This is a genomic window from Halomonas sp. KM-1 (assembly GCF_000246875.1).
In the GTDB taxonomy this organism is placed as follows: Bacteria; Pseudomonadota; Gammaproteobacteria; order Pseudomonadales; family Halomonadaceae; genus Halomonas; species Halomonas aerodenitrificans.
Genome location: NZ_BAEU01000154.1, coordinates 1 through 21,377, shown reverse-complemented (window position 1 = coordinate 21,377; position 21,377 = coordinate 1). Strand labels below are relative to the sequence as shown.

The 21,377-nt window shown below is 64.8% G+C and carries 21 protein-coding genes and 1 pseudogene; 16 read left to right on the top strand and 6 right to left on the bottom strand.

Features of this window, described 5'->3' with window-relative positions:
- Nucleotide 1 precedes the first annotated feature (1 nt).
- The 5 genes from rsmA to B8115_RS19900 all read left to right on the top strand — a co-directional run bounded on the left by rsmA (nucleotide 2) and on the right by B8115_RS19900 (nucleotide 3,609).
- On the top strand, nucleotides 2-814 hold the full coding sequence (gene rsmA / locus B8115_RS19920; RefSeq protein WP_010629620.1) for a 16S rRNA (adenine(1518)-N(6)/adenine(1519)-N(6))-dimethyltransferase RsmA: 813 nt from the start codon (nucleotides 2-4) through the stop codon (nucleotides 812-814).
- Nucleotides 811-1,209, top strand: coding sequence for a Co2+/Mg2+ efflux protein ApaG (apaG, locus tag B8115_RS19915; RefSeq protein ID WP_010629619.1), 399 nt, complete (start codon nucleotides 811-813; stop codon nucleotides 1,207-1,209). Before rsmA ends, apaG begins: the two co-directional genes overlap by 4 nt.
- A 66-nt stretch (nucleotides 1,210-1,275) precedes the next feature.
- Nucleotides 1,276-2,106 carry a symmetrical bis(5'-nucleosyl)-tetraphosphatase gene (locus B8115_RS19910; protein ID WP_010629618.1) on the top strand — a complete coding sequence of 277 codons (831 nt, stop codon included), beginning with the start codon at nucleotides 1,276-1,278 and terminating at the stop codon, nucleotides 2,104-2,106.
- 40 nt (nucleotides 2,107-2,146) lie between these two features.
- Complete coding sequence (gene glpE, locus B8115_RS19905; RefSeq protein WP_010629617.1) at nucleotides 2,147-2,473, top strand: thiosulfate sulfurtransferase GlpE; 327 nt, start codon at nucleotides 2,147-2,149, stop codon at nucleotides 2,471-2,473.
- Nucleotides 2,470-3,609, top strand: coding sequence for a polynucleotide adenylyltransferase (locus tag B8115_RS19900; RefSeq protein WP_010629616.1), 1,140 nt, complete (start codon nucleotides 2,470-2,472; stop codon nucleotides 3,607-3,609). The genes glpE and B8115_RS19900 overlap by 4 nt, the downstream gene beginning before the upstream one ends.
- Before the next feature lie 37 nt (nucleotides 3,610-3,646).
- On the opposite strand, the gene folK is transcribed toward B8115_RS19900, so the two are convergent.
- Nucleotides 3,647-4,144 carry a 2-amino-4-hydroxy-6-hydroxymethyldihydropteridine diphosphokinase gene (folK, locus tag B8115_RS19895; protein ID WP_010629615.1) on the bottom strand — a complete coding sequence of 166 codons (498 nt, stop codon included), beginning with the start codon at nucleotides 4,142-4,144 and terminating at the stop codon, nucleotides 3,647-3,649.
- Nucleotides 4,144-4,509: a dihydroneopterin aldolase gene (gene folB / locus B8115_RS19890; protein ID WP_010629614.1), complete on the bottom strand. Its 366-nt coding sequence runs from the start codon at nucleotides 4,507-4,509 to the stop codon at nucleotides 4,144-4,146. The genes folK and folB overlap by 1 nt, the downstream gene beginning before the upstream one ends.
- 130 nt (nucleotides 4,510-4,639) lie before the next feature.
- On the opposite strand from folB, the gene plsY reads away from it, so the two are divergent.
- Nucleotides 4,640-5,239, top strand: a complete 600-nt coding sequence (plsY, locus tag B8115_RS19885) for a glycerol-3-phosphate 1-O-acyltransferase PlsY (RefSeq protein ID WP_010629613.1) — start codon at nucleotides 4,640-4,642, stop codon at nucleotides 5,237-5,239.
- 44 nt (nucleotides 5,240-5,283) lie between these two features.
- On the opposite strand, the gene tsaD is transcribed toward plsY, so the two are convergent.
- Nucleotides 5,284-6,321, bottom strand: coding sequence for a tRNA (adenosine(37)-N6)-threonylcarbamoyltransferase complex transferase subunit TsaD (gene tsaD, locus B8115_RS19880; RefSeq protein ID WP_010629612.1), 1,038 nt, complete (start codon nucleotides 6,319-6,321; stop codon nucleotides 5,284-5,286).
- 194 nt (nucleotides 6,322-6,515) lie between these two features.
- Between tsaD and rpsU the strand changes: the two genes are divergently transcribed.
- The 3 genes from rpsU to rpoD all read left to right on the top strand — a co-directional run bounded on the left by rpsU (nucleotide 6,516) and on the right by rpoD (nucleotide 10,794).
- Nucleotides 6,516-6,731, top strand: coding sequence for a 30S ribosomal protein S21 (gene rpsU, locus B8115_RS19875; RefSeq protein WP_010629611.1), 216 nt, complete (start codon nucleotides 6,516-6,518; stop codon nucleotides 6,729-6,731).
- A gap of 143 nt (nucleotides 6,732-6,874) precedes the next feature.
- On the top strand, nucleotides 6,875-8,698 hold the full coding sequence (gene dnaG / locus B8115_RS19870; protein WP_010629610.1) for a DNA primase: 1,824 nt from the start codon (nucleotides 6,875-6,877) through the stop codon (nucleotides 8,696-8,698).
- A gap of 227 nt (nucleotides 8,699-8,925) precedes the next feature.
- Nucleotides 8,926-10,794, top strand: a complete 1,869-nt coding sequence (rpoD, locus tag B8115_RS19865; protein ID WP_010629609.1) for an RNA polymerase sigma factor RpoD — start codon at nucleotides 8,926-8,928, stop codon at nucleotides 10,792-10,794.
- Between the two features lie 88 nt (nucleotides 10,795-10,882).
- On the opposite strand, the gene B8115_RS19860 is transcribed toward rpoD, so the two are convergent.
- The gene (locus tag B8115_RS19860) at nucleotides 10,883-12,451 is read right to left on the bottom strand and encodes an AbgT family transporter (RefSeq protein ID WP_010629608.1); all 1,569 of its coding nucleotides are present in this window, start codon (nucleotides 12,449-12,451) and stop codon (nucleotides 10,883-10,885) included.
- A gap of 167 nt (nucleotides 12,452-12,618) precedes the next feature.
- Entirely contained in the window at nucleotides 12,619-13,548 is a 930-nt protein-coding gene (locus B8115_RS19855) for a LysR substrate-binding domain-containing protein (RefSeq protein ID WP_010629607.1), read from the bottom strand.
- A gap of 161 nt (nucleotides 13,549-13,709) precedes the next feature.
- On the opposite strand from B8115_RS19855, the gene B8115_RS19850 reads away from it, so the two are divergent.
- The 6 genes from B8115_RS19850 to B8115_RS19825 all read left to right on the top strand — a co-directional run bounded on the left by B8115_RS19850 (nucleotide 13,710) and on the right by B8115_RS19825 (nucleotide 20,146).
- Complete coding sequence (locus B8115_RS19850) at nucleotides 13,710-15,089, top strand: L-serine ammonia-lyase (RefSeq protein ID WP_010629606.1); 1,380 nt, start codon at nucleotides 13,710-13,712, stop codon at nucleotides 15,087-15,089.
- A gap of 278 nt (nucleotides 15,090-15,367) precedes the next feature.
- Complete coding sequence (locus tag B8115_RS19845; protein ID WP_010629605.1) at nucleotides 15,368-16,141, top strand: ABC transporter ATP-binding protein; 774 nt, start codon at nucleotides 15,368-15,370, stop codon at nucleotides 16,139-16,141.
- A complete protein-coding gene (locus B8115_RS19840; protein WP_010629604.1) occupies nucleotides 16,138-16,890 on the top strand; it encodes an ATP-binding cassette domain-containing protein in 753 nt (250 codons plus the stop codon). The genes B8115_RS19845 and B8115_RS19840 overlap by 4 nt, the downstream gene beginning before the upstream one ends.
- A gap of 99 nt (nucleotides 16,891-16,989) precedes the next feature.
- Nucleotides 16,990-18,210, top strand: a complete 1,221-nt coding sequence (locus tag B8115_RS19835) for an ABC transporter substrate-binding protein (protein WP_010629603.1) — start codon at nucleotides 16,990-16,992, stop codon at nucleotides 18,208-18,210.
- Between the two features lie 60 nt (nucleotides 18,211-18,270).
- Entirely contained in the window at nucleotides 18,271-19,158 is an 888-nt protein-coding gene (locus tag B8115_RS19830; protein ID WP_010629602.1) for a branched-chain amino acid ABC transporter permease, read from the top strand.
- Between the two features lie 4 nt (nucleotides 19,159-19,162).
- On the top strand, nucleotides 19,163-20,146 hold the full coding sequence (locus B8115_RS19825) for a branched-chain amino acid ABC transporter permease (RefSeq protein ID WP_010629601.1): 984 nt from the start codon (nucleotides 19,163-19,165) through the stop codon (nucleotides 20,144-20,146).
- Between the two features lie 46 nt (nucleotides 20,147-20,192).
- Here B8115_RS19825 and B8115_RS19820 read toward each other — a convergent pair whose 3' ends face one another.
- The gene (locus B8115_RS19820) at nucleotides 20,193-21,098 is read right to left on the bottom strand and encodes a LysR family transcriptional regulator (RefSeq protein ID WP_010629600.1); all 906 of its coding nucleotides are present in this window, start codon (nucleotides 21,096-21,098) and stop codon (nucleotides 20,193-20,195) included.
- A 129-nt stretch (nucleotides 21,099-21,227) separates the two neighbouring features.
- On the opposite strand from B8115_RS19820, the pseudogene B8115_RS23490 reads away from it, so the two are divergent.
- Nucleotides 21,228-21,377, top strand: a pseudogene (locus B8115_RS23490) (S-(hydroxymethyl)glutathione dehydrogenase); the annotation flags it as partial.

The window sequence follows — 21,377 nt, the reverse complement described above, 5'->3', positions numbered from 1 at the left end:
CATGGCATCGCGCCCGCCGGTCCATCGCGCTCGCAAGCGCTTCGGCCAGAACTTCCTGCGTGACCCCGGCATTATTTCCCGCATCGTGCGGGCCATCGCGCCCCGCCCCGGCGACCGGTTGGTGGAAATCGGCCCCGGCCAGGGGGCACTGACCGAGCCGCTGATCGAATCAGCCGGCGGGCAGCTCGAAGTGATCGAGCTGGATCGCGACCTGATCCCCGGGCTGCGCGTGCAGTTCTTCAACTATCCGGGCTTCGTGGTGCACGAGGGCGATGCGCTGAAGTTCGACTTCCGTGCGCTGCGCGGCGACGGCGAGCCGCTGCGGGTGGTGGGCAATCTGCCCTACAACATCTCGACGCCGCTGATCGCCCACCTGCTGGAAGCCGGCGATGTGATCGCCGACATGCACTTCATGCTGCAGAAGGAGGTGGTCGAGCGCCTGGCTGCTGAGCCAGGCGGTGCCGACTGGGGACGTCTCTCGGTGATGGCGCAGTATCGCTGCCGCGTCGATGACCTGTTCACGGTGCCGCCGGAGGCATTCGTGCCGCGGCCCAAGGTCGACTCGGCCATCGTGCGGTTGACGCCATACGCCGAGCTGCCCTGGCCGGCGACGAACGAGGCGCTGCTGTTCGATGTCGTGCGTCAGGCCTTCTCACAGCGCCGCAAGACCCTGCGCAACAATCTCAAGGGGGTGGTGGACGGCGACACGCTGACAGCGCTGGGCATCGACCCCGCGCGCCGGCCTCAGACGCTGAACGTAGAAGAGTTCGTTCGCATTGCCAACCACCTCGCTGCCACGGAGGTCACACCATGAACCCGACTTCCGACGTGCCGCTGGAGCGGGAGGTGCTGGTCGACGTGGAGCCGATCTATCGCGACGACGAGTCCTCGCGTGAGGAGTCGCGCTATGTCTTCAGCTATACGGTGACGATCCACAATCATTCGGCGCGTAGCGTCCAACTGCTGGCGCGTCATTGGCGTATCACTCAGGGCAGCGGCAAGGTGCAGGAGGTGCGCGGCAAGGGGGTGGTGGGTCAGCAGCCCATGATCGGCCCCGGGCAGACCTTTCGCTACACCAGTCGTGCCATCCTTGACGGGCCGGTGGGAGTGATGGAAGGCTCCTACACCTGTGTCGATACCGCCAGCCAGCGTCCTTTCGAAGTGACCATCGCCCCTTTCCGGCTGGCCGGCCCCAATCAGATACACTGAAGCCTGCGGTGCGGGATGAGCCTCGCGCCGGATGGACAACCCGCGAAGCGCACAAGGGAAGGTGTCATGACCGCCTATGCCGTCGGAGATTTGCAGGGCTGCCACGCCGAGTTCGTCGAGCTGCTCGAGAAGATCGACTTCGACCCCGGCCACGACCGCCTGTGGCTGGCCGGCGACCTGATCAATCGCGGCCCGGGGTCGCTCGCTTGCCTGCGCGAGGTCCAGGCGCTGGGCGATGCCGCCCTCACCGTGCTCGGCAACCACGACCTGCACCTGCTGGCGGTGGCCCGCGGCGGTGCCCGGCTCAACCGCAAGGACACCCTGGACGACATTCTTGCCGCCCCCGACCGCGAGGCCCTGCTCGACTGGCTGCAGTCGCGGTCGCTGCTGGTGCGTGAAGACTTCGCGGGGCAGGGCGAGATCGTGATGGTTCACGCCGGGCTATTGCCTCAATGGTCGGTGAACGAGGCGGCAGAGCTGGCCGGCGAGGTCGAGGAGCGCCTCGGCAGCGAGCGCAGCGGTGCCTTCCTGGAGCGCATGTACGGCAACGAGCCGGCCTGCTGGCATGCCGCGCTCGATGGCATCGACCGCCTGCGTGCCATCGTCAACGTGCTGACCCGCATGCGCTTCATCGACGCCGACGGCTGCCTCGACTTCAGTGCCAAGGAGGGGCTCGACAGTGCCCCGGCGGGTTTCGCCCCCTGGTTCCGTTACCCCAGAGGCGACGATGTGCGGCTGCTGTTCGGCCACTGGGCCGCGCTGGAAGGCTATGCCGAGGGCGCCCGTGTGCGGGTCGAGGCACTGGATACCGGCTGCGTGTGGGGCGGCAGTCTCACCGCGCTGAACCTTTCCACCGGCGAGCGCATTGCGGTGCCCAGCCATCGTCATCGCCGCTGAACCCGGATTGCGATCCGGCGAGACTTGAAGGGAGCGCCCCATGTTTCGACACCTGAACATCGATACCCTGACCGCCTGGCTCGACGACGAGGCTCCGCTCACCCTGGTCGATATCCGCGATCCGGCCAGCTTTGCTGCCGGCCGCATTCCCGGCAGCCGCCATCTCGACAATGACAGCGTGCCGGCACTGCTGGAGGCGGCGCCGCGCGAGCAGCCCATGGTGGTGGTGTGCTACCACGGCCATTCGAGCCAGCAAGCCGCGGCTTGGCTGGCGGGGCAGGGCTTCGCCGAGGTCTACAGTCTCGACGGCGGCTTCACCGAATGGGAGTACCGCCTGCCTGAACGCGTGGAGCGTGCCGGCTCATGAGCGCAGCGCGGGACCCGGCGATCGCAGGCCTCGAGGTCTATCGCGTGGGGGGGGCAGTGCGCGATGGTCGCCTGGGCTGGCCTACCGTGGATACCGATTGGGTGGTGGTGGGAGCGACGCCCGAGGAGATGCGCCGCCGCGGCTTTCGTCCGGTGGGGCGTGACTTCCCGGTGTTTCTGCACCCGCTCAACCACGAGGAGTATGCGCTGGCGCGCACCGAGCGCAAGTCGGGGCACGGCTATACCGGTTTCGAGGTGCATGCCAGCCCCGATGTGACTCTGGAAGAGGATCTGGCCCGTCGCGACCTCACCATCAACGCCATGGCAGAGACCCCGGAAGGCGAGCTGATCGATCCATACGGCGGCTTGCAGGATCTCGCAGAGCGCGTCTTGCGACACGTTTCGCCGGCCTTCGTCGAAGACCCGCTGCGGGTGCTGCGCACGGCACGTTTCCTGGCCCGCTATGCCGGGCTTGGCTTCATCATCGCCGACGAGACCTGGGCGCTGATGCGCGAGCTGACCGAGAGCGGCGAGCTTTCTCACCTGGTGGCCGAGCGCGTCTGGACCGAGACCGAGAAGGCGCTGGGCGAGCCAGAACCGGCGGTCTACTTCCGTACGCTGCATGCCTGTGGCGCCCTGACGGTGCTGATGCCCGAGCTCATCGGGAGCGGCGCGGAGCTCGATGAGGCGTTGCAGCGCATGACGCGCCTGCCAGATGTACTGCCCGAGGCGGAGCGGTTGCGCTGGCGCTGGGCCCGCCTGGTGGAGCATCTGGATGAGGCCGACCAACGAACCTTGAGCGAACGCCTGCGCCTGCCGCGCAGCTATCGTGAGCTGGGGTGGCAGGCCGCATTGACCCGGCAACTGGCCGAGAGCGACACGCCTGTTGCCGATACGGTGAAAGCCTGGCTGGACGGTGTCGACGCCTGGCGCCGAGCCGAGCGGGTGGCCCCGCTCATCGCGCTGCTGGCGCTCGAGACGCCGGCGCTGGCCATACGACTGGAGCGGGCCTGGCGGGAGGTGTCGCGGCTCGAGGCAAGGGAGCTGCTGGTCGAGGGCTTTCGCGGCGGCGCGCTGGGCGAAGAACTGGCCCGACGGCGCCGGGCCGTGCTGCAGCGGGAAATGGAGCGGCACTGAGAGAATGTGCTTTGCTGTCGGCTTGCTGGCACATCGCTCAGGAGCGCCAGACGAACTCGACGGGCCACAGACGCTGATCGCCAGCCTCGAACTCGGTCCACAGTTCGGCGTAGGTACGCCCGACCTCGGGGTGGAGCGTGTCGGGCAGTAGTTCGGCGAGCGGCAGCAGCACGAAGGCGTGGTGCAGGATCTCGTCGCGTGGCAGCGTGACCCCGTCGTGCTCGCCGCAGAGGTCGCCTACCGTCAGCAGGTCGATGTCCAGCGTTCGCGGGCTGAACTTGGGCGTGCCCGGGCGTCGTCCGTGCTCGCTCTCGATACGCTTGCACCAAGCCTGCAGCTCGCCCACCGACCAGTCGCTGTCGAACACTGCCACCAGATTGTAGAAGTTGCGTCCGTCGATGAAGCCGACGGGCACGCTCTCGAAGACGCGGGACACGGCCAGGTTGTCGAAGGTGGCGGCAAGCGCCTCCAGGCAGGCCGTGATGTGACGCTCACGCTCGATGTTGCTACCGATGCTGACGCTTACCTTGGCCATCAGGCGCCCTCCGGCGGTGTGCCGCGTTCGATGCGCACGCCTACCGCAGCAGCGGCCGGTACCGCGCCCGGCTTGCGTAGCGTCAAGCGTAGCCACGGCACGAAAAATTCCGTCATCAACAACTGCGCGAGACGCTCGGCGAAGGTTTCCACCAGTGCAAAGTCGTGCTCGTCGGCGAAGCGCTGGATGCGCTGGCTGATGGCCGCGTAGTCGAGAGTCTTGGTGAGATCATCGTCGGCAGCTGCCAGGCGAATGTCGGTGGCGAGCTCCAAGTCGAGCACCAGCCGCTGGCGAATGGTGCGTTCCCAGTCGTATACGCCGATGACCGTCTCGAGTTCCAGCGACTCGATCAACACGCAATCCATGTGCAGCTCCCAAACAGGCCGAAGAAGGAGGCACGATTGTACGTGAGCGTCGGGACGGATTGACAGGCTTGCGGTGCTGTCCCTGGCGTGCGGGGGCTGGCAGAATCGTCGATGGTGATGACGAACGAGCATGGGGGCGGATTTGGGCGAAGAGCTGTGGCCGCTATGGGGTCTGGTGCCGCTGGGCTATCTCAGCGGTTCCTGGCTGGGCGCGCTGTGGGTCTGCCGGCTGGCAGGCGTCGCTGATCCGCGCGGGGAAGGCTCCGGCAACCCGGGCTTCTCGAACGTGTTGCGCCTTTACGGCCCGCGGCTTGCCGGGGCGACGCTGGCGCTCGATGCGGCCAAGGGGATGCCGGTGCTGTGGCTCGCCATGGTGCTGGGCATGCCGCCATGGGCCCAGGGCATGGTCGGGCTGGCCGTGTTGCTGGGGCACAGCTTTCCGCCCTGGCATCGCTTCCGTGGCGGCAAGGCGGTGGCCAGCGCTTTCGGCGTCCTGCTGGTGCTGACCCCCTGGGTGGCGCTGTGCTGTGCCGCGCTGTGGGTGCTGTTGGCCTGGCGGGTACGCACCGCGGCGGTGGCCTCGCTGGCCAGCGCCGGTATCGCGCCGCTGGCCAGCCTGTGGCTGGCGCCGGACTATGTGCTGGTGATTCTAGTCTTCACCCTGCTGGTGCTGGTGCGCCACCTGCTCAACATACGTCGGCTGGGCAAGGGCGACGAGCATGCGCTCTGAAGCATCGTCGCTGTTACGGCTGGCTGCATCAAAGCAGTGGACGTTCAGACGCTGGCCGGTGACGTCAGGGTATCCATCGGCCAGCGCGGCACCGCCTTCATGTGCCCCATCTCGTCGCGTTCGCCGGTCTGCAGGCGCAAGGCGCCGGCCAGGGCGATCATGGCGCCGTTGTCGGTGCAGAAACGGCCGCGAGGATAGAATACCTGTGCGTTGCGCTTCGCCACCTCTGTGGCCAATCTCTCGCGCAGGCGCTGGTTGGCACTCACCCCACCGGCCATCACCAGACGTTTGAGGCCGGTGTCGTCCAACGCCCGGCGGCACTTGATCGTCAGGGTATCGACCACTGCCTCCTCGAAGGCCCGGGCAACGTCGGCACGGGCCTGGTCGTCGAGCTCGCCGGCCTGTTCCAACTGGCGCAGGGTGGTGAGGGTATGGGTCTTGAGCCCGGAAAAGCTGAAGTCGAGGCCCGGCCGGTCGGTCATCGGCCGGGGGAAGCGAAAGCGCCCGGGATTGCCCGTCTCGGCCAGTCGGGCGACCTGAGGGCCGCCGGGATAGCTCAGTCCCAGCATCTTGGCGGTCTTGTCGAAGGCTTCGCCGGCGGCGTCGTCCACCGACTCGCCGAGCAGGCGATACAGCCCCAGCCCTTGTACCTCGACCAGTTGAGTATGCCCGCCGGAGACCAGCAGGGCGACGAAGGGGAAGGCCGGCGGCGACTCCTCGAGCATGGGCGCCAGCAGGTGCCCCTCCATGTGGTGAACCCCCAGCACGGGGATGCCCAGCGCACGAGCCATGCCGTGCGCGGTGCTGGCGCCCACCATCAGCGCGCCGACCAGCCCCGGGCCGGCGGTATAGGCGATGGCGTCGAGCTCGCTGCGCTGCATGCCGGCCTCGTCGAGCACCCGCTGTATCAGGGGTAGCAGGCGCCGGGTATGGTCACGGGAGGCCAGCTCCGGTACCACGCCGCCATATTCGGCATGCATGGCGACCTGGCTGTAGAGAGCGTCGGCCAGCAGGCCGCGTTCGGTGTCGTAGATCGCGACGCCGGTTTCGTCGCAGGAGGTCTCGATGCCAAGGACGCGCATGGTGCAGAGCTCATGATGAGAGGAAGGCCGTATTCTAGCAAATCGGGGCCTGGCCATCCCGCCTTCGTGTGGCGGGAATTTGCAAAGCTTGGCATCGCCGACTAAACTACCGTGCGCTGTACAATTGGGTCGTGCACCCACATCCGGGTGTGCGTTCGAACCGAACTCAAGAATTCAAGGTAGGTGAGTGCTTAATGCCTTCTGTCAAAGTACGTGATAACGAGCCGTTCGACGTCGCGCTGCGCCGTTTCAAGCGTTCCTGTGAAAAAGCCGGCATCCTCTCCGAAGTGCGTCGTCGCGAGCACTACGAGAAGCCGACAGCAGAGCGCAAGCGCAAGGCTGCCGCCGCGGTGAAGCGTCACGCCAAGAAGCTCCAGCGTGAGCGCAAGCGTTTCGAACGGCTCTATTGATCCGTACTCGGGGAGCCTCGATGCTTCGTGCATTGCGGCTTCTGGAAGGATGACCAAGCGGCTGCCGTCAGGTGGCCGCTTGTCTTTCAAGTCCGTTTCACTGCAATTTTTCATCTGCCCCGCCGGGAGGTGGCAAGACCCACATGGCCGGCCAGATTCCGCAGCGCTTCATCGATGACCTGCTGGCACGCGTCGACGTGGTCGAGGTGGTTGGCGAGCGAGTGCAGCTGAAGAAGGCTGGACGCAACTATTCCGGCCTGTGCCCCTTTCATCAGGAAAAGACGCCGTCCTTCACCGTCAGTGCCGATAAGCAGTTCTACCACTGCTTCGGCTGTGGTGCTCACGGCACTGCTCTGCGTTTCCTGATGGAGTACGACAAGCTGCGCTTCCCCGAGGCGGTAGAGCAACTGGCGGCCCGCTTGGGGCTCGAGGTGCCGCGCGAAGGCGACGACGACCCTCGCGCTCAGGCACGCGAGCGCAAGCGCCAGGAGGGCGTCAATCTGCTCGAGCTCTCGGCCAGCTTCTTTCGCGAGCGGCTGAAGATGTCTGAGGGGCAGCAGGCGCGGGAGTACCTCTCCCGGCGCGGCCTCTCCGAAGAGGTGCAGCGAGACTTCGGCATCGGCTATGCCCCGGACGACTGGGAGGCACTCAAGCGCCACCTGAGCGCTAGGGGCGTTGCCGAAGCGGTACAGGTCGAATACGGCCTGCTGGTGCAGCGCGAGGAGAGCGGCCGCACCTACGACCGCTTCCGCGATCGGGTGATGTTCCCGATTCGTGGCGTGCGCGGACGTACCATTGCCTTCGGTGGTCGAGTGCTCGGCGATGCCAAGCCCAAGTACTTGAACTCGCCCGAGACGCCGGTCTTCCACAAGGGCAGGGAGCTGTACGGGCTGTTCGAGGCCAGGCAGGCCAATCCACGGCTCGAGCGGCTGGTGATCGTCGAGGGCTACATGGACGTGGTGGCGCTGGCCCAGTTCGGCATTCGCAATGCCGTGGCGACCCTGGGGACTTCCACCAGCGAGGAGCATCTGGGGCGGCTGTTCCGCATGGTCGACGAGGTGGTGTTCTGCTTCGACGGCGACCGGGCCGGGCGGCAGGCCGCCAGCCGCGCGCTGGAAACGGTGCTGCCGCAGATGATCGATGGGCGGACGGCGCGCTTCCTGTTCCTGCCGGAGGGCGAGGACCCGGATACGCTGGTGCGTCGCGAGGGGCCTGAGGCCTTCGAGAACCGCATCACCTGCGCCAGCCCGTTGTCGGAGTTCCTGTTCGATCAGGCGGCGCGGGGGCGTGACCTGGCACGTGTCGAGGAGCGCGAGCGCTTCGCCAGCCAGGTGTTGAAGGCAGTGGCACGATTGCCTCAGGGCATGTTGAAGACCGTGCTGCTGGGGGAACTCGCGCGGCGTACCGGGGTCGATCAGTCTCGCTTCGACGCGCTCCTGGCCAGCGAGCAGGAGGCTGCCTCACCGGCCGCCGAGCCTTCCCAGGCGCCTGTCGCGGCGGCTTCCGCACCGAGTGTGGCGGAAGAGAAGCCGCGCAAAGAGGGAGCGGCGCTGGGGCTGATGGCGCGGGTGCTGCAGCTGCTGGTGCATGAGCCGACGCTGGTCGAGCGCTTGCCCGCGGTGGAGGAGTGGTGTCCGGAGGACGGGACGGATGCCTTGCTGTGCCGCGAGCTGGTGCGTTTGCTGCGGGCGGGACGTTACCGTAGCCCGCATGTGTTGCTGGCCCACTTCCAGGGCAGTGCTCAGGGCGAGCGGCTAGCGGCACTGGTACAGCGAGAGATGCTGATTCCGCGGGAGGCGCGAGGCCAGGAGCTCGAGGGATTGGTCGAGTACCTGAGGCGTCAACGGCAGCGCCAGTCGCCGCAGGAGGAGTTCGAGGCGCTGCTGGCCAAAGAGCGGGGCGGTGAACGCCTGCCGCTCGAGGCGAGGCAGCGGCTGCAGGAGCTGCTGTTGGAGCTGAAACGCTGACCGCTGGATTGAGACCGGCGGATTGATTTTCCGTTGTGCACCCCCATGTTAGGGAGCATGGCCGGACGCTGTCAGCATAACCGATTAAACTAACACACCTGAGTGATCGAGCAAATGGGCCGTACTGGCGGGTTCGTACTGTTTCCCGCTATACTATTGGGCTTCATGAGTTTTCTCCACCCCAGCGCTTCAGGTGCTTCATTCTTCTTCGTCGAGATAGGGTTTCTATGGCTGGAAATGCGCAGCAGCAGTCACGTCTGAAGGAGTTGATCGCGCGTGGCAAGGAACAGGGCTACCTGACCTATGCCGAGGTCAACGACCATCTTCCCGAGGATATTGCCGATCCCGATCAGGTGGAAGACATCATCGGCATGATCAATGACATGGGTATCAGCGTCGTCGAGGAAGCACCCGATGAAGATACCCTGATGATGTCCGATCACTCCGCCGACGAGTCGGCCGCCGAGGAGGCCGTGGCTGCCCTGGCGGCGGTAGAGAGCGACGTAGGCCGGACCACCGATCCGGTGCGCATGTACATGCGTGAAATGGGCACCGTGGAGCTGCTGACCCGCGAGGGTGAGATCGAGATTGCCAAGCGCATCGAGGAAGGCACCCGCGAAGTGATGTCGGCGCTGGCCTGGCTGCCGGGCGCGGTGGACTCGATTCTCGAAGCCTACGATGCCACCCAGGACGAAGAGGCGCCGGGACGACTGTCCGACCTCTTCTCCGGCTTCATCGATCCTGACGAAGGCATCCCCGGCGTGGCCGAGGCGGAAGTGCCCGAAGAGCTGGTCGACGACGGCGCCGCCGACGACGCGGATGATGCCGATGCTGACGATGACGAAGACGACGCTGACACCAGCGAGGCGGAGGAGAGCACCGGCGGCCCCGACCCGGAAGAGGCGAGGGCGCGTTTCGAGCAGATCCGCGAGCAGAACGAGCTGGTGCGGGAAGCCCTGGCCAAGCATGGTCGTGGCAGCGAGCAGGCGCGGGTCGAGATGGATCGCCTGGCAGAACTGTTCTCGCCGATCAAGCTGGTGCCCAAGCACTTCGAGCGCCTGGTCGGTCAGGTGCGCATCAGCGTCGAGCAGATTCGCACCCAGGAAAAGGCGGTGATGCAGCTTTTCGTCAAGCTGGCCAAGGTACCGCGCAAGAGCTTCATCAAGGCGTTTCCCGGCAACGAATCGCGTCAGGAGTGGCTCGACGAGTTCATTGCCGAGAATGCCAAGTTCGCCGAGCGCCTCGAGCCGCTGCGGGCCGATATCCAGCGCGCCCAGCGCCGCATCGCCTTCGAGGAGGAGATGGTTCAGCTGCCCGTGCCGGAGCTGAAGGAGATCAATCGTCGTCTCTCCATCGGCGAGGCCAAGGCGCGCCGGGCCAAGAAGGAGATGGTCGAGGCCAACCTGCGTCTGGTGATCTCCATCGCCAAGAAGTACACCAACCGTGGCCTGCAGTTCCTGGATCTGATCCAGGAGGGCAACATCGGCCTGATGAAGGCGGTGGACAAGTTCGAGTACCGTCGCGGCTACAAGTTCTCGACCTACGCCACCTGGTGGATTCGTCAGGCGATCACCCGCTCGATCGCCGATCAGGCGCGTACCATCCGTATTCCGGTGCACATGATCGAGACCATCAACAAGCTCAACCGCGTGTCGCGCCAGATGCTGCAGGAGATGGGCCGCGAGCCGACGCCAGAGGAGCTGGGCGAGCGTCTCGAGATGCCCGAGGACAAGGTACGCAAGGTGCTCAAGATCGCCAAGGAGCCGATCTCCATGGAGACGCCCATCGGTGACGACGACGACTCGCACCTGGGCGATTTCATCGAGGACAGCACCATGCAGCTGCCGGTCGACCTTGCTACCGGCGAGGGTCTGATCGAGGCCACCCGCAACGTGCTCGGCGGGTTGACCGCTCGTGAGGCCAAGGTGCTGCGCATGCGTTTCGGTATCGACATGAACACCGACCACACCCTCGAGGAGGTCGGCAAGCAGTTCGACGTGACCCGTGAGCGGATTCGTCAGATCGAAGCCAAGGCGCTGCGCAAGCTGCGCCACCCGAGCCGCTCCGAACCGCTGCGTTCGTTCCTCGACGAGTAAGCGCGATCACCCGATGTGAAAAAAACCGCGGCCCGATGGCCGCGGTTTTTTTTCGACCGCACCGTGGACGGTGTGGCGCAGGGCGTGTTCAGAGCACGTAGTGGGTGGCCGAGCCCGGCCCTACCGGCAGGCCGAACAGGAACACCCAGGCAAAGAACAGCAGGCTCCAGCCGATCAGCATGAACAGGGTGTAGGGCAGCATCAGCGCCACCAGCGTGCCGATACCCAGGTCCTTACGGTAACGCGCGGCCACCGCCATGATCAGGCCGAAGTAGCTCATCATCGGCGTGATCAAGTTGGTCACCGAGTCGCCGATGCGGTAGGCGGCCTGGATCACTTCCGGGGCATAGCCCATAAGCATCAGCATCGGCACGAAGATGGGCGCCGTGACCGCCCACTGTGCCGACGCGCTGCCCAGCGACAGGTTGACGAAGGCGCACATCAGGATGAACAGGGCGAACAGCAGCGGGCCGCTCAGGCCCAGTGTCTGCAGCATGTCGGCGCCAGCCACGGCGATCACGGTGCCGAAATTGCTCCAGTTGAACAGCGCCACGAACTGGGCGGCAAAGAAGACCAGTACGATGTAAAGGCCGAGGCTGCTCATGCTGCGGGCCATGGCATCGACGACGTCGCGGTCGCCGCGCATGGTGCCGGCAAGCCTGCCGTAGACGAAACCGAGCAGAGAGAAGGAAATCGCCACGATCACCACGATGCCGCTGAGAAAGGGCGAGCCGCTGATGGCGCCGGTTTCCGGGTGGCGCAGGATGCCGTTGGCAGGCACCACCATGAGTGCCAGCAGCGCCACGATGGCCAGGGTGGCGAGTCCGGTCCCCTTGAGTGCGCGCTTCTCCGTGGCCGAGAGGCTCGCCATGCGCTGCCCGTCGATGTCATCCGCGGCGTAGGCGGCATCGAACTTGCCGAGCTTGGGCTCGACGATGCGCTCGGTCACCAGCCCGCCGATCAGCGTGACGACGAAGGTGCTGACGATCATGAAGAACCAGTTGGCCTCGGCGCCTACGCTGTAGCTCGGGTCGAGCAGGCGCGCGGCTTCCTGGGTGATGCCGGAGAGCAGCGGGTCGACGGTGCCGATCAGCAGGTTGGCGCTGTAGCCGCCGGAAACGCCACAGAAGGCGGCGGCGAGCCCGGCCAGCGGATGACGCCCCAGCGAATGGAAGATCATCGCTGCCAGCGGAATCAGCACCACGTAACCGAGTTCGGCGGCCATGTTGGACATGATGCCGGCGAACACCACGGCATAGGTGACGATGCGTGGTGAGCGGTCCAGCACCAGGGCGCGCATGCTGGCCGAGAGCAGTCCCGAATGCTCGGCGACGCCCACGCCGAGCATGGCGACCAGTACCGTGCCCAGCGGCGCGAAGCCGGTGAAGTTGGTCACCATCTCGGTGATCAGGCGACGCAATCCTTCTGCGTTGAGCAACGAATTGACCGCAATGAGCTCACCTTCATTGGCAGGGCGCGGGTCGGCGACCGAAACGCCCAGGGCACCGGCGATGCCGCTGGCCACCACCACGATGACGCAGAGCAGTGCGAACAGAGTGACCGGGTGTGGCAGCAGATTGCCCAGCCACTCCACGCTGTCGAGGAAACGATGGAAGGCGCCCCGTTTCAGGCGCTCGCGGCGAGGTAATGTTGACATTAGAAAATACTCTTTTAGTGCGCTTTGATTAGTTGAAATTGTTGCCTTGTTGGCATGGCGCGAGACATTACGCTGATAATGATCTGTCTGCAAACCTGCCTCGCCATGGGCAAGTCTGGTCACGCGAGGTGTGCCGATTCGAACAGGGAGGCGGTGGGGAAGGAGCGTCAGGAGTAGGTGGTCACGTGGCGCTGGGCCTCTTCCACGATCCAGTCGTGAACGGCCGCGACGCGCCGGTCGTCCAGCGCGCCGCTGGTATGCACGATGCCGTAGCGCTTGCCGGTGGGGATGCGGGCGGGGAACGGGGCGATCAGCGCCCCCGTCTTGAGTTCGTCGGTCAGCAGCGCCTGGCGTGCAATGGCGACTCCCATGCCGGCGACGGCCGCCTCCAGGGCCAGCCGGTGCCGATTGAAGGTGTAGCCGCGGCGTACGTTGAGCGGCGGGGCTTCGATGGCCTGCAGGTAGTGTTCCCACTCGGCGTAGGGGCTCCCACCGCGCCAAGCGGTGATATCGTGCAGCAGCGGGTACCAGGCCAGGTCGCCGGGGCTGGAAAGCGGCGGGCGGCGGCGCATCAAGCCGGGGGTGCAGACCGGGAAGATCACCTCCTCCATCAGCGGGGTGATGGCCAGGCCCGGATAGTGGCCGTCGTTGAGATCGATCGCCAGGTCGAACTCGCCTTCGCGCAGTGACAGGCTGCTGTCCTCGGCGATGACCTGCAGTTCGATATCGGGAAAACGGGCCTGGAGTCGCGGCAGTCGCGGCATCAGCCATTTGCTGAGAAACGCCGGCACGCTGCGCAGACGTATTACGCCGCTCATCACACCGCTGCGCAGACGCTTCACCTCGAGGCCGACCGACTGGTAGGCCTCGTCCACCACGGCGGCCAGCCGCTTGCCTTCCTCGGTGAGCTCCAGGCGTCGCGGCAGTCGACGAAAGAGCTTGAAACCGAGTCGCTCTTCCAACTGCTTGATCTGCTGACTCACCGCGCCGGTGGTGACGTGCAGCTCCTCGGCCGCCCGGGTGAATGAGAGGTGGCGTGCGCTGATGGCGAAGACTTTCAGCCAGGCGTGGGTTTGGGCGTGCAGCAGTCGGCTCATGCTTTAGTTTTGCTATAGCAGGAAGGAGTTATTCTCGGTTGCTCGGCGAGCGCTTCGACGTCAACCTTATGCCATACTTGCTTACAAGCAAACATGTTTTAGTCAGGCTGATCCATGGGCGACATGGTACGTGGCATGACTGACGACTTGCGAGGTGAATCATGGCCATCAGTGTGTTCGACCTGTTCAAGATCGGTATCGGTCCGTCCAGCTCCCATACCGTGGGGCCCATGCGGGCTGCCTATGACTTCGTCGAGGAGCTGCGACAGCGGGACCTGGTCGAGCGCGTGGCCCGCATCGAGGTGAAACTGTTCGGCTCGCTGAGTGCCACCGGCAAAGGGCACGCTACCGATCGCGCAGTGATCATGGGGCTGATGGGCGAGCGTCCCGATCGGATCGATCCCGCCATCGTCACGCCCTGCATCGAAGAGCTGCTGGAAACCAACACGCTGATGCTGGACGGGCGACTGGCGATCCCGTTCCTCTGGACGCGCGATCTGCAGTGGCATGAGGAGTGTCTGCCCTATCACCCCAATGCGATGACGCTGGTGGCACACGGTCATAGCGAAGAACTGTGGCGCAACACCTACTACTCGGTGGGTGGTGGCTTCGTCATCGACGAGGGCCAGGCCGAGCGCGGCGAGCTGGATCAGGATTCCACCGTGTTGCCTTACGACTTCAATTCCGGCGCCGAGCTGATGGCGCTGTGCCGCATGCATGACATGCGGATCAGCGAGCTGATGCTGGAGAACGAGAAGGCCTGGCGCAGCGAAGCCGAGATTCGCGACGGCCTGTGGCAGATCTGGCAGGCCATGCAAGCCTGTGTCGACAGAGGCTTGCAGCAGGAAGGCGTGCTTCCCGGCGGGCTCAACGTCAAGCGCCGTGCCGCTGCGCTGCATCGCCGTCTGCTGGCGACGAGCGACGATCAGAGCTTGATTGCTTCGACCTTCGGCGCCATGGACTGGGTCAACGTCTTCGCCCTGGCGGTGAACGAAGAGAACGCTGCGGGCGGGCGTATGGTCACGGCTCCCACCAATGGGGCGGCAGGCATCATTCCGGCCGTGCTGCATTACTACATGAAGTTCCAGCCCGGTGCCTGTGAGCGCGACGTTGTCGATTTCCTGCTGGCCGCCGGGGCGGTGGGCATCCTGTGCAAGAAGAACGCTTCCATCTCCGGCGCCGAGGTGGGCTGTCAGGGTGAGGTCGGCTCGGCCTGCGCCATGGCTGCCGCCGGGCTGGCCGAGGTGATGGGCGGCAGCGTGGCACAGGTGGAGAATGCCGCCGAGATTGGCCTGGAGCACAACCTCGGGCTGACCTGCGACCCGGTGGGCGGCCTGGTACAGGTACCCTGCATCGAGCGCAACGCCATCGCTTCGGTCAAGGCGATCAATGCCGCCCAGATGTCGCTGCGTGGGGACGGCGAGCATTTCATTTCACTCGACAAGGCGATCCGCACCATGCGCGATACCGGGCGCGACATGCAGGACAAGTACAAGGAAACGTCCCGCGGCGGCCTGGCCGTGAACGCCATCGAGTGCTGAAAGAGGTCGCCAGAACAGCCCCTTGGCTGTAATGGTGAAGAACATGACGCGATGCCCCTGTGGCATCGCGTTTTTGTTTGCAAACTAACAAAGCCTGCTTTGATATACGCCATTGGTCGAGTTTGACCCATGAACGGTTGCTCCGCGGTTGTGTCTCCTCTAGCTTACGTTAACGTAAAGGTTAGAAGTCCCAGGTTGGGCCAAGCGCCGGCCGCAGCCTTCACGACAACGACAACAAATCAGCATGGATCGCGTGGGCGATCCAGAGAGGACGTCACATGACCCAGGAGTTCATACTGGAAACTCGCGGGTTGACCAAGCAGTTCCGCGGCTTCACCGCCGTGGACGATGTCAACCTGCAGGTCCGGGAGGGGCATATCCACGCCTTGATCGGTCCCAACGGTGCCGGCAAGACGACCGTCTTCAATCTCCTCACCAAGTTCCTGCCACCGACCCGTGGCGAGATTCTCTACCGCGACAAGCCGATCACCGGCATGAAGGCCAACGAGATCGCCCGCATGGGGATGGTGCGTTCCTTCCAGATCTCGGCGGTGTTCGCCCACATGACGGCGCTGGAGAACGTGCGCGTGGCGCTGCAGCGCCCCATCGGCACCTCCTTCCATTTCTGGAAGTCGGAGCGCACGCTCGACTACCTCAACGACCGCGCCATCGAGCTGCTCGATGAGGTTGGTCTGCGTGAGTACGCCGACGTGCTGACGGTGGAGATGCCCTACGGGCGCAAGCGCGCGCTCGAGGTGGCCACGACCCTGGCCATGAATCCGACGCTGATGCTGCTCGACGAGCCGACCCAGGGCATGGGGGCAGAGGACGTCGACCGTATCGTCGCGCTGATCCGCCGCGTGGCGCAGGGCCGTACGGTGCTGATGGTGGAGCACAACCTCAGTGTGGTGAGCCGGCTTTGCGACCGCATCACCGTATTGGCTCGCGGCGCCGTGCTGGCGGAAGGGGATTACCAGACGGTTTCCGCCGACCCACGGGTGCGCGAGGCCTACATGGGTAGCGAGGCTGCGGCAGAGGAGGCCAGCGCATGAATCAGGTCGTCGAACAGCCTTCACGCAGCGAATACAACGATCACGATGGCGCCGAGATGCTGCGCATCCGCGATCTGCATGCCTTCTATGGCGAGTCGCACATTCTTCATGGGGTCGACATGGAGGTGCGTCGCGGTGAGCTGGTGACCCTGCTGGGCCGCAACGGTGCAGGGCGCAGCACCACGCTCAAGGCGATCATGAGCATGGTGGGCCGGCGTACCGGTTCGATCATGATCAACGGCACCGAGACGGTCGGCATGAAGGCGCATCGCATTCCGCGTCTGGGTATCGGCTACTGCCCCGAGGAGCGCGGTATCTTCGCCAGCCTCGACGTGGAAGAGAATCTGCTGCTGCCGCCCACCGTGCGTTCGGGTGGCATGTCGATCGACGAAATCTACGAGATGTTTCCCAACCTTTACGAGCGCCGCCGCAGTCAGGGCACTCGGCTTTCGGGCGGGGAGCAGCAGATGCTGGCCATGGCGCGCATCCTGCGCACCGGCGCGCGCATGCTGCTGCTCGACGAGATCACCGAGGGGCTGGCGCCGGTCATCGTGCAGAAGCTGGCCGAGGTACTGGTCAAGCTGCGCGACCGTGGCATGACCATCGTGCTGGTGGAGCAGAATTTCCGCTTCGCCGCGCCGCTGGCCGACCGCCACTACGTCATGGAGCACGGGCGCATCATCGAGGAGATCAGTGCGGCACAGCTGCCCTCCAAGCGCGATCACCTCAACTCCCTGCTGGGGGTGTAACCAACTTTCGTTATCACGACGAAGCGCGACTCATCTGCAGTACGTGTCACAACGATGCATCACAACAACAAGCCGCCCAACCGGGCTATGGAGACAATAATGACCTTCATCAAGAAGACTCTCGCCAGCAGCGTTGCTCTTGCCATCACCGCCGCCATGGCGACTGCCGCTCAGGCCGAGATCAGCGACGGCGAGATTCGCATCGGCTACCTGGCGGACATGTCCGGCACCTATCGTGACCTGGCCGGACCCGGCGGCCTCGAAGCCCTGCGCATGGCGGTCGAGGACTTCGGTGGCAGCGTCAACGGAGCACCCATCCAGGTGTTCAGCGCCGACGACCGCAACAGCGCCGACGTCGGCGCCAACACCGTGCGTGAATGGATCGATACCCGCAACGTCGATATGGTGGCCGGCCTGGTGGCCTCCTCGGTGACCATTGCCGTCACCCGTGTGCTGGAAGAGAACGACGGCTTCGGCATCGTCTCCGCTTCGGCTGCCTCCAGCATCACCAACGAGCACTGCACGCCCAATCACATCCATTGGGTCTACGACACCTATCCGCTGGCCAACGGTACCGCCCAGGCGGTGGTGCAGCAGGGCGGCGACACCTGGTTCATGCTCACCGCCGACTACGCCTTCGGCCACGCCCTGGAGGGCGACGTGACTCGCGTGGTGGAAGAGAACGGCGGTCAGATCGTCGGCGGCGTGCGTCACCCGTTCCCCACCGACGACTTCTCCTCCTACATCCTCCAGGCCCAGGGCTCCGGCGCCAAGATCATCGGTCTGGCCAATGCCGGCGCCGATACCGTCAATGCCATCAACACCGCCAGCCAGTTCGGCGTGGTGGAGGCCGGGCAGCAGCTGGCCGGTCTGCTGGTGTTCCTCAACGACGTGCATGCCATGGGGCTCGACGCCACCCAGGGGCTGCTGTTGACCACCGGCTGGTACTGGAACATGGACGACGAGGCACGTGAGTGGGCCGAGCGTTACTACGAGCGCGTGGGTCGTATGCCGACCATGGTTCAGGCCGGCATCTATTCCAGCACCTATCACTACCTGCAGGCAGTCGAGGCGACCGGCAGCGACGATCCGCAGACGGTGCGCGAGCACATGATGCGTCAGCCGATCCACGACTTCTTCGCTCGTAATGGCCGGCTGCGCGAGGATGGCCGCATGGTTCACGACATGTACCTGGCGCGCGTGAAGTCGCCCGAAGAGTCCACCCACGAGTGGGATCTCTACGAAATCCTCACCACCATTCCCGCCGAAGAGGCCTACCGCCCGCTCTCCGAAAGCCAGTGCAAGCTGGTGCAGAACTGAAGCGAGCAAGACCGGCGGCGACCACGGTCGCCGCCCCTCTGACGGCGAGGAGAACCTGACATGACGATGATATTCGGCGTGCCGTTGGCGGTGTTCATGGGCCAGCTTCTGTTGGGTCTGATCAACGGCGCCTTTTACGCCCTGCTGAGCCTCGGGCTGGCGGTGATCTTCGGCCTGCTGAAGATCGTCAACTTCGCCCATGGGGCCATGTACATGCTGGGGGCGTTCGCCACCCTGCTGGGCATGCGCTACCTGGGCATCAATTACTGGGCGGCGCTGCTGCTGGCACCGCTTTTCGTGGGCCTGCTGGGCATGCTGATCGAGCGCGTGCTGCTGCGTCGCATCGGCCACCTGGACCATCTCTACGGCTTGCTGCTGACCTTCGGCCTGGCACTGATCTTCGAGGGTACGCTGGTCAACTTCTTCGGCGTATCCGGGGCGCGTTACCCCACCCCCGAGGCGCTGCAGGGCGGTTATCAGACCGGTTTCATGTTCCTGCCCAAGTATCGCGCCTGGGTACTGCTGGCGGCTCTCGTCGTTTGCTTTGCTACCTGGTACATCATCGAGCGCACACGCCTCGGTGCCTACCTGCGCGCGGGCACCGAGAACCCGGCACTGATGCAGGCCTTCGGGGTCAACGTGCCACTGCTGGTGACGCTGACCTATGGCTTCGGCGTGGCGCTGGCGGCCTTCGCCGGGGTACTGGCCGCACCGCTCTATCCAGTGTCGCCGACCATGGGTTCGAACCTGCTGATCGTGGTCTTCGCCGTGGTGGTCATCGGTGGCATGGGCTCCATTCTGGGCGCCATCGTCACCGGGCTTGCCATGGGGCTGATAGAAGGTCTGACCAAGGTGTACTACCCCGAGGCGGCGAACACCGTGATCTTCCTGGTGATGATTCTGGTGCTGCTGCTAAGACCCGCCGGACTGTTCGGCAAGGAGGCATGACGACATGGCCACGACTCAAACGATGACGCCCTCCATGAAGCGTGAGCGCCGCGCCAACCTGCGTCGCAATGCCTTCTACCTGGTACTGATCGCGATCGGCCTGGTGGCACCCTTCTTCGCCTACCCGGTATTCTTGATGAAGGTGCTGTGCTTCGCGCTGTTCGCCTGCGCCTTCAACCTGCTGTTGGGCTATGCCGGGCTGCTCTCCTTCGGGCATGCGGCCTTCCTGGCCACCGGCGGTTACGTCACCGGCTATCTGCTGGCGAGCTACCCGGCACTGACCCCCGAGCTTGGCATCCTCATCGGTACGGCTGCCGCCCTGGTGCTGGGGGCCGCATTCGGTGCGCTGTCGATCCGCCGCCAGGGCATCTATTTCGCCATGGTGACCCTGGCGCTGGCGCAGTTGATGTTCTTCTTCTACATTCAGGCGCCCTTCACCGGCGGTGAGGATGGCCTGCACGGCGTGCCGCGCGGTCACCTGTTCGGCGTCATCAGCCTGCGCAGCAATCTGGCGATGTACTACTTCGTCTTCGCCATCTTCCTGTTCGGTTTCGCTCTGATCCAGCGTGCGGTGCACTCGCCGTTCGGCCAGGTGCTCAAGGCGATTCGCGAGAACGAACCGCGTGCCGTGTCTCTTGGCTACAACGTGGATGCCTACAAGCTGGTCGCCTTCATTCTTTCCGCAGGTCTGGCCGGCCTGGCCGGCTCCACCAAGACCGTGGTGTTCCAGTTGGCGTCGCTGACCGACGCCCATTGGCACATGTCCGGCGAGGTGATCCTGATGACCCTGCTGGGAGGCGTCGGCACCCTGTTCGGCCCGGTGGTGGGCGCGGGGCTAGTGGTGAGCCTGCAGCACATGCTGGCACAGTCGCCGCTGGGCAACTGGGTCGGCCCGATTCTCGGCGTCATTTTCGTGATCTGTGTGCTCAGCTTCCGCAGTGGTATCGTCGGTGAGGCGATGAAGATGTACCGCAAAAACTTCAAGTGAAAGCCGTTGGCAGGACCTCTTCCTGGCGCCCTATAAGGGCGCCTTTTTATTGCGCTTCCGTGGCGCAGGCCTGCTCCAGCCGTTGAGGCAGGTGCTCGACCAGGAAGTCGATGAACTGGCGTACCTTGGCGGCGTGCTGGCGATGGCGCGGCATGACCGCCCATACCCCGGCGTCGCGGCATTGAAAGCGTGACAGCACTTCGACCAGCTCACCGCTGGCGAGATAGGGCATGACGTAGTAATCGGGCAGTTGCGCCAACCCCAGTCCCTTGAGGGCAGCATCGAGCAGCGCCGGTCCCGAATTGGCCTGCCAGGGGCCGCTCACGCGCACCTCACGATGCAGGCCGTCGACATCGAAGCGCCACTGGTCCCGGGTGCCGATCAGACAGCGATGATGTATCAGTTCCGCTATCGAATGAGGCTGCGACACGCGCTGGAAGTAGTCGGGCGAGGCGACGACATATTCGCGCCGCTCGCAAAGCCGGCGGGCCACTAGCGTGGAGTCCTGCAGGGTGCCCATGCGAATGACCACGTCGTAACCTTCGTCGATGACGTCCACCTGACGGTTGGTGAGGTGCAGGCGCATCTCCAGCTGTGGATGCAGCTTGAGGAAGTCATTGACCAGAGGGGCGATGAAGCGCTCGCCGAACGCGGTGGCACAGCTGAGCTGAAGGATGCCATGAGGCTTTTCCTGCAAGCTCTGCAGGGCGGCTTCGGCTTCACGGAAGCCGTCCAGGAGTTCACGGCAGCGGGCGTAATAGCGCTCCCCGGCATCGGTGAGGTGGATCTGCCGCGTGGTGCGATAGAGCAGCGGCAGCCCCAGCTCCTGTTCGAGCTGGGCCACCTGGCGGCTGATATGCGAGTTCGAGACATGAAGCTGGCGTGCTGCGGCGGCAAAAGTGCCCAGCTTGACCACTTCCACGAAGGCTTCGATACCGTCCCAATGAGCCATGAGCGCACCGTGATTATTGCACAGCAGGAATAATGTTGTGTCGCTGTTTCAGTATCATCATAGCGCCTAGCGCACCTAGACTGATAGGAATCGTTACACACTGGATCGCCAAACCATCAGGAGAAAGGTATGAAGTCGCGTGCCGCCGTTGCGCTGGAAGCGGGCAAGCCCCTCGAGCTCACCGAAATCGACGTACAGGATCCCAAGGCGGGTGAGGTGCTGGTGCGTATCGCCGCGACCAGCGTGTGCCACACCGACGCCTTCACGCTCTCCGGCGCT

Excerpts from the sequence above, each read along its gene's own strand:
- rsmA (WP_010629620.1), top strand. The coding sequence starts at position 2 with ATGGCATCGCGCCCGCCGGTCCATCGCGCTCGCAAGCGCTTCGGCCAG.
- apaG (WP_010629619.1), top strand. The coding sequence starts at position 811 with ATGAACCCGACTTCCGACGTGCCGCTGGAGCGGGAGGTGCTGGTCGAC.
- B8115_RS19910 (WP_010629618.1), top strand. The coding sequence starts at position 1,276 with ATGACCGCCTATGCCGTCGGAGATTTGCAGGGCTGCCACGCCGAGTTC.
- glpE (WP_010629617.1), top strand. The coding sequence starts at position 2,147 with ATGTTTCGACACCTGAACATCGATACCCTGACCGCCTGGCTCGACGAC.
- B8115_RS19900 (WP_010629616.1), top strand. The coding sequence starts at position 2,470 with ATGAGCGCAGCGCGGGACCCGGCGATCGCAGGCCTCGAGGTCTATCGC.
- folK (WP_010629615.1), bottom strand. The coding sequence starts at position 4,144 with ATGGCCAAGGTAAGCGTCAGCATCGGTAGCAACATCGAGCGTGAGCGT.
- folB (WP_010629614.1), bottom strand. The coding sequence starts at position 4,509 with ATGGATTGCGTGTTGATCGAGTCGCTGGAACTCGAGACGGTCATCGGC.
- plsY (WP_010629613.1), top strand. The coding sequence starts at position 4,640 with ATGGGGGCGGATTTGGGCGAAGAGCTGTGGCCGCTATGGGGTCTGGTG.
- tsaD (WP_010629612.1), bottom strand. The coding sequence starts at position 6,321 with ATGCGCGTCCTTGGCATCGAGACCTCCTGCGACGAAACCGGCGTCGCG.
- rpsU (WP_010629611.1), top strand. The coding sequence starts at position 6,516 with ATGCCTTCTGTCAAAGTACGTGATAACGAGCCGTTCGACGTCGCGCTG.
- dnaG (WP_010629610.1), top strand. The coding sequence starts at position 6,875 with ATGGCCGGCCAGATTCCGCAGCGCTTCATCGATGACCTGCTGGCACGC.
- rpoD (WP_010629609.1), top strand. The coding sequence starts at position 8,926 with ATGGCTGGAAATGCGCAGCAGCAGTCACGTCTGAAGGAGTTGATCGCG.
- B8115_RS19860 (WP_010629608.1), bottom strand. The coding sequence starts at position 12,451 with ATGTCAACATTACCTCGCCGCGAGCGCCTGAAACGGGGCGCCTTCCAT.
- B8115_RS19855 (WP_010629607.1), bottom strand. The coding sequence starts at position 13,548 with ATGAGCCGACTGCTGCACGCCCAAACCCACGCCTGGCTGAAAGTCTTC.
- B8115_RS19850 (WP_010629606.1), top strand. The coding sequence starts at position 13,710 with ATGGCCATCAGTGTGTTCGACCTGTTCAAGATCGGTATCGGTCCGTCC.
- B8115_RS19845 (WP_010629605.1), top strand. The coding sequence starts at position 15,368 with ATGACCCAGGAGTTCATACTGGAAACTCGCGGGTTGACCAAGCAGTTC.
- B8115_RS19840 (WP_010629604.1), top strand. The coding sequence starts at position 16,138 with ATGAATCAGGTCGTCGAACAGCCTTCACGCAGCGAATACAACGATCAC.
- B8115_RS19835 (WP_010629603.1), top strand. The coding sequence starts at position 16,990 with ATGACCTTCATCAAGAAGACTCTCGCCAGCAGCGTTGCTCTTGCCATC.
- B8115_RS19830 (WP_010629602.1), top strand. The coding sequence starts at position 18,271 with ATGACGATGATATTCGGCGTGCCGTTGGCGGTGTTCATGGGCCAGCTT.
- B8115_RS19825 (WP_010629601.1), top strand. The coding sequence starts at position 19,163 with ATGGCCACGACTCAAACGATGACGCCCTCCATGAAGCGTGAGCGCCGC.
- B8115_RS19820 (WP_010629600.1), bottom strand. The coding sequence starts at position 21,098 with ATGGCTCATTGGGACGGTATCGAAGCCTTCGTGGAAGTGGTCAAGCTG.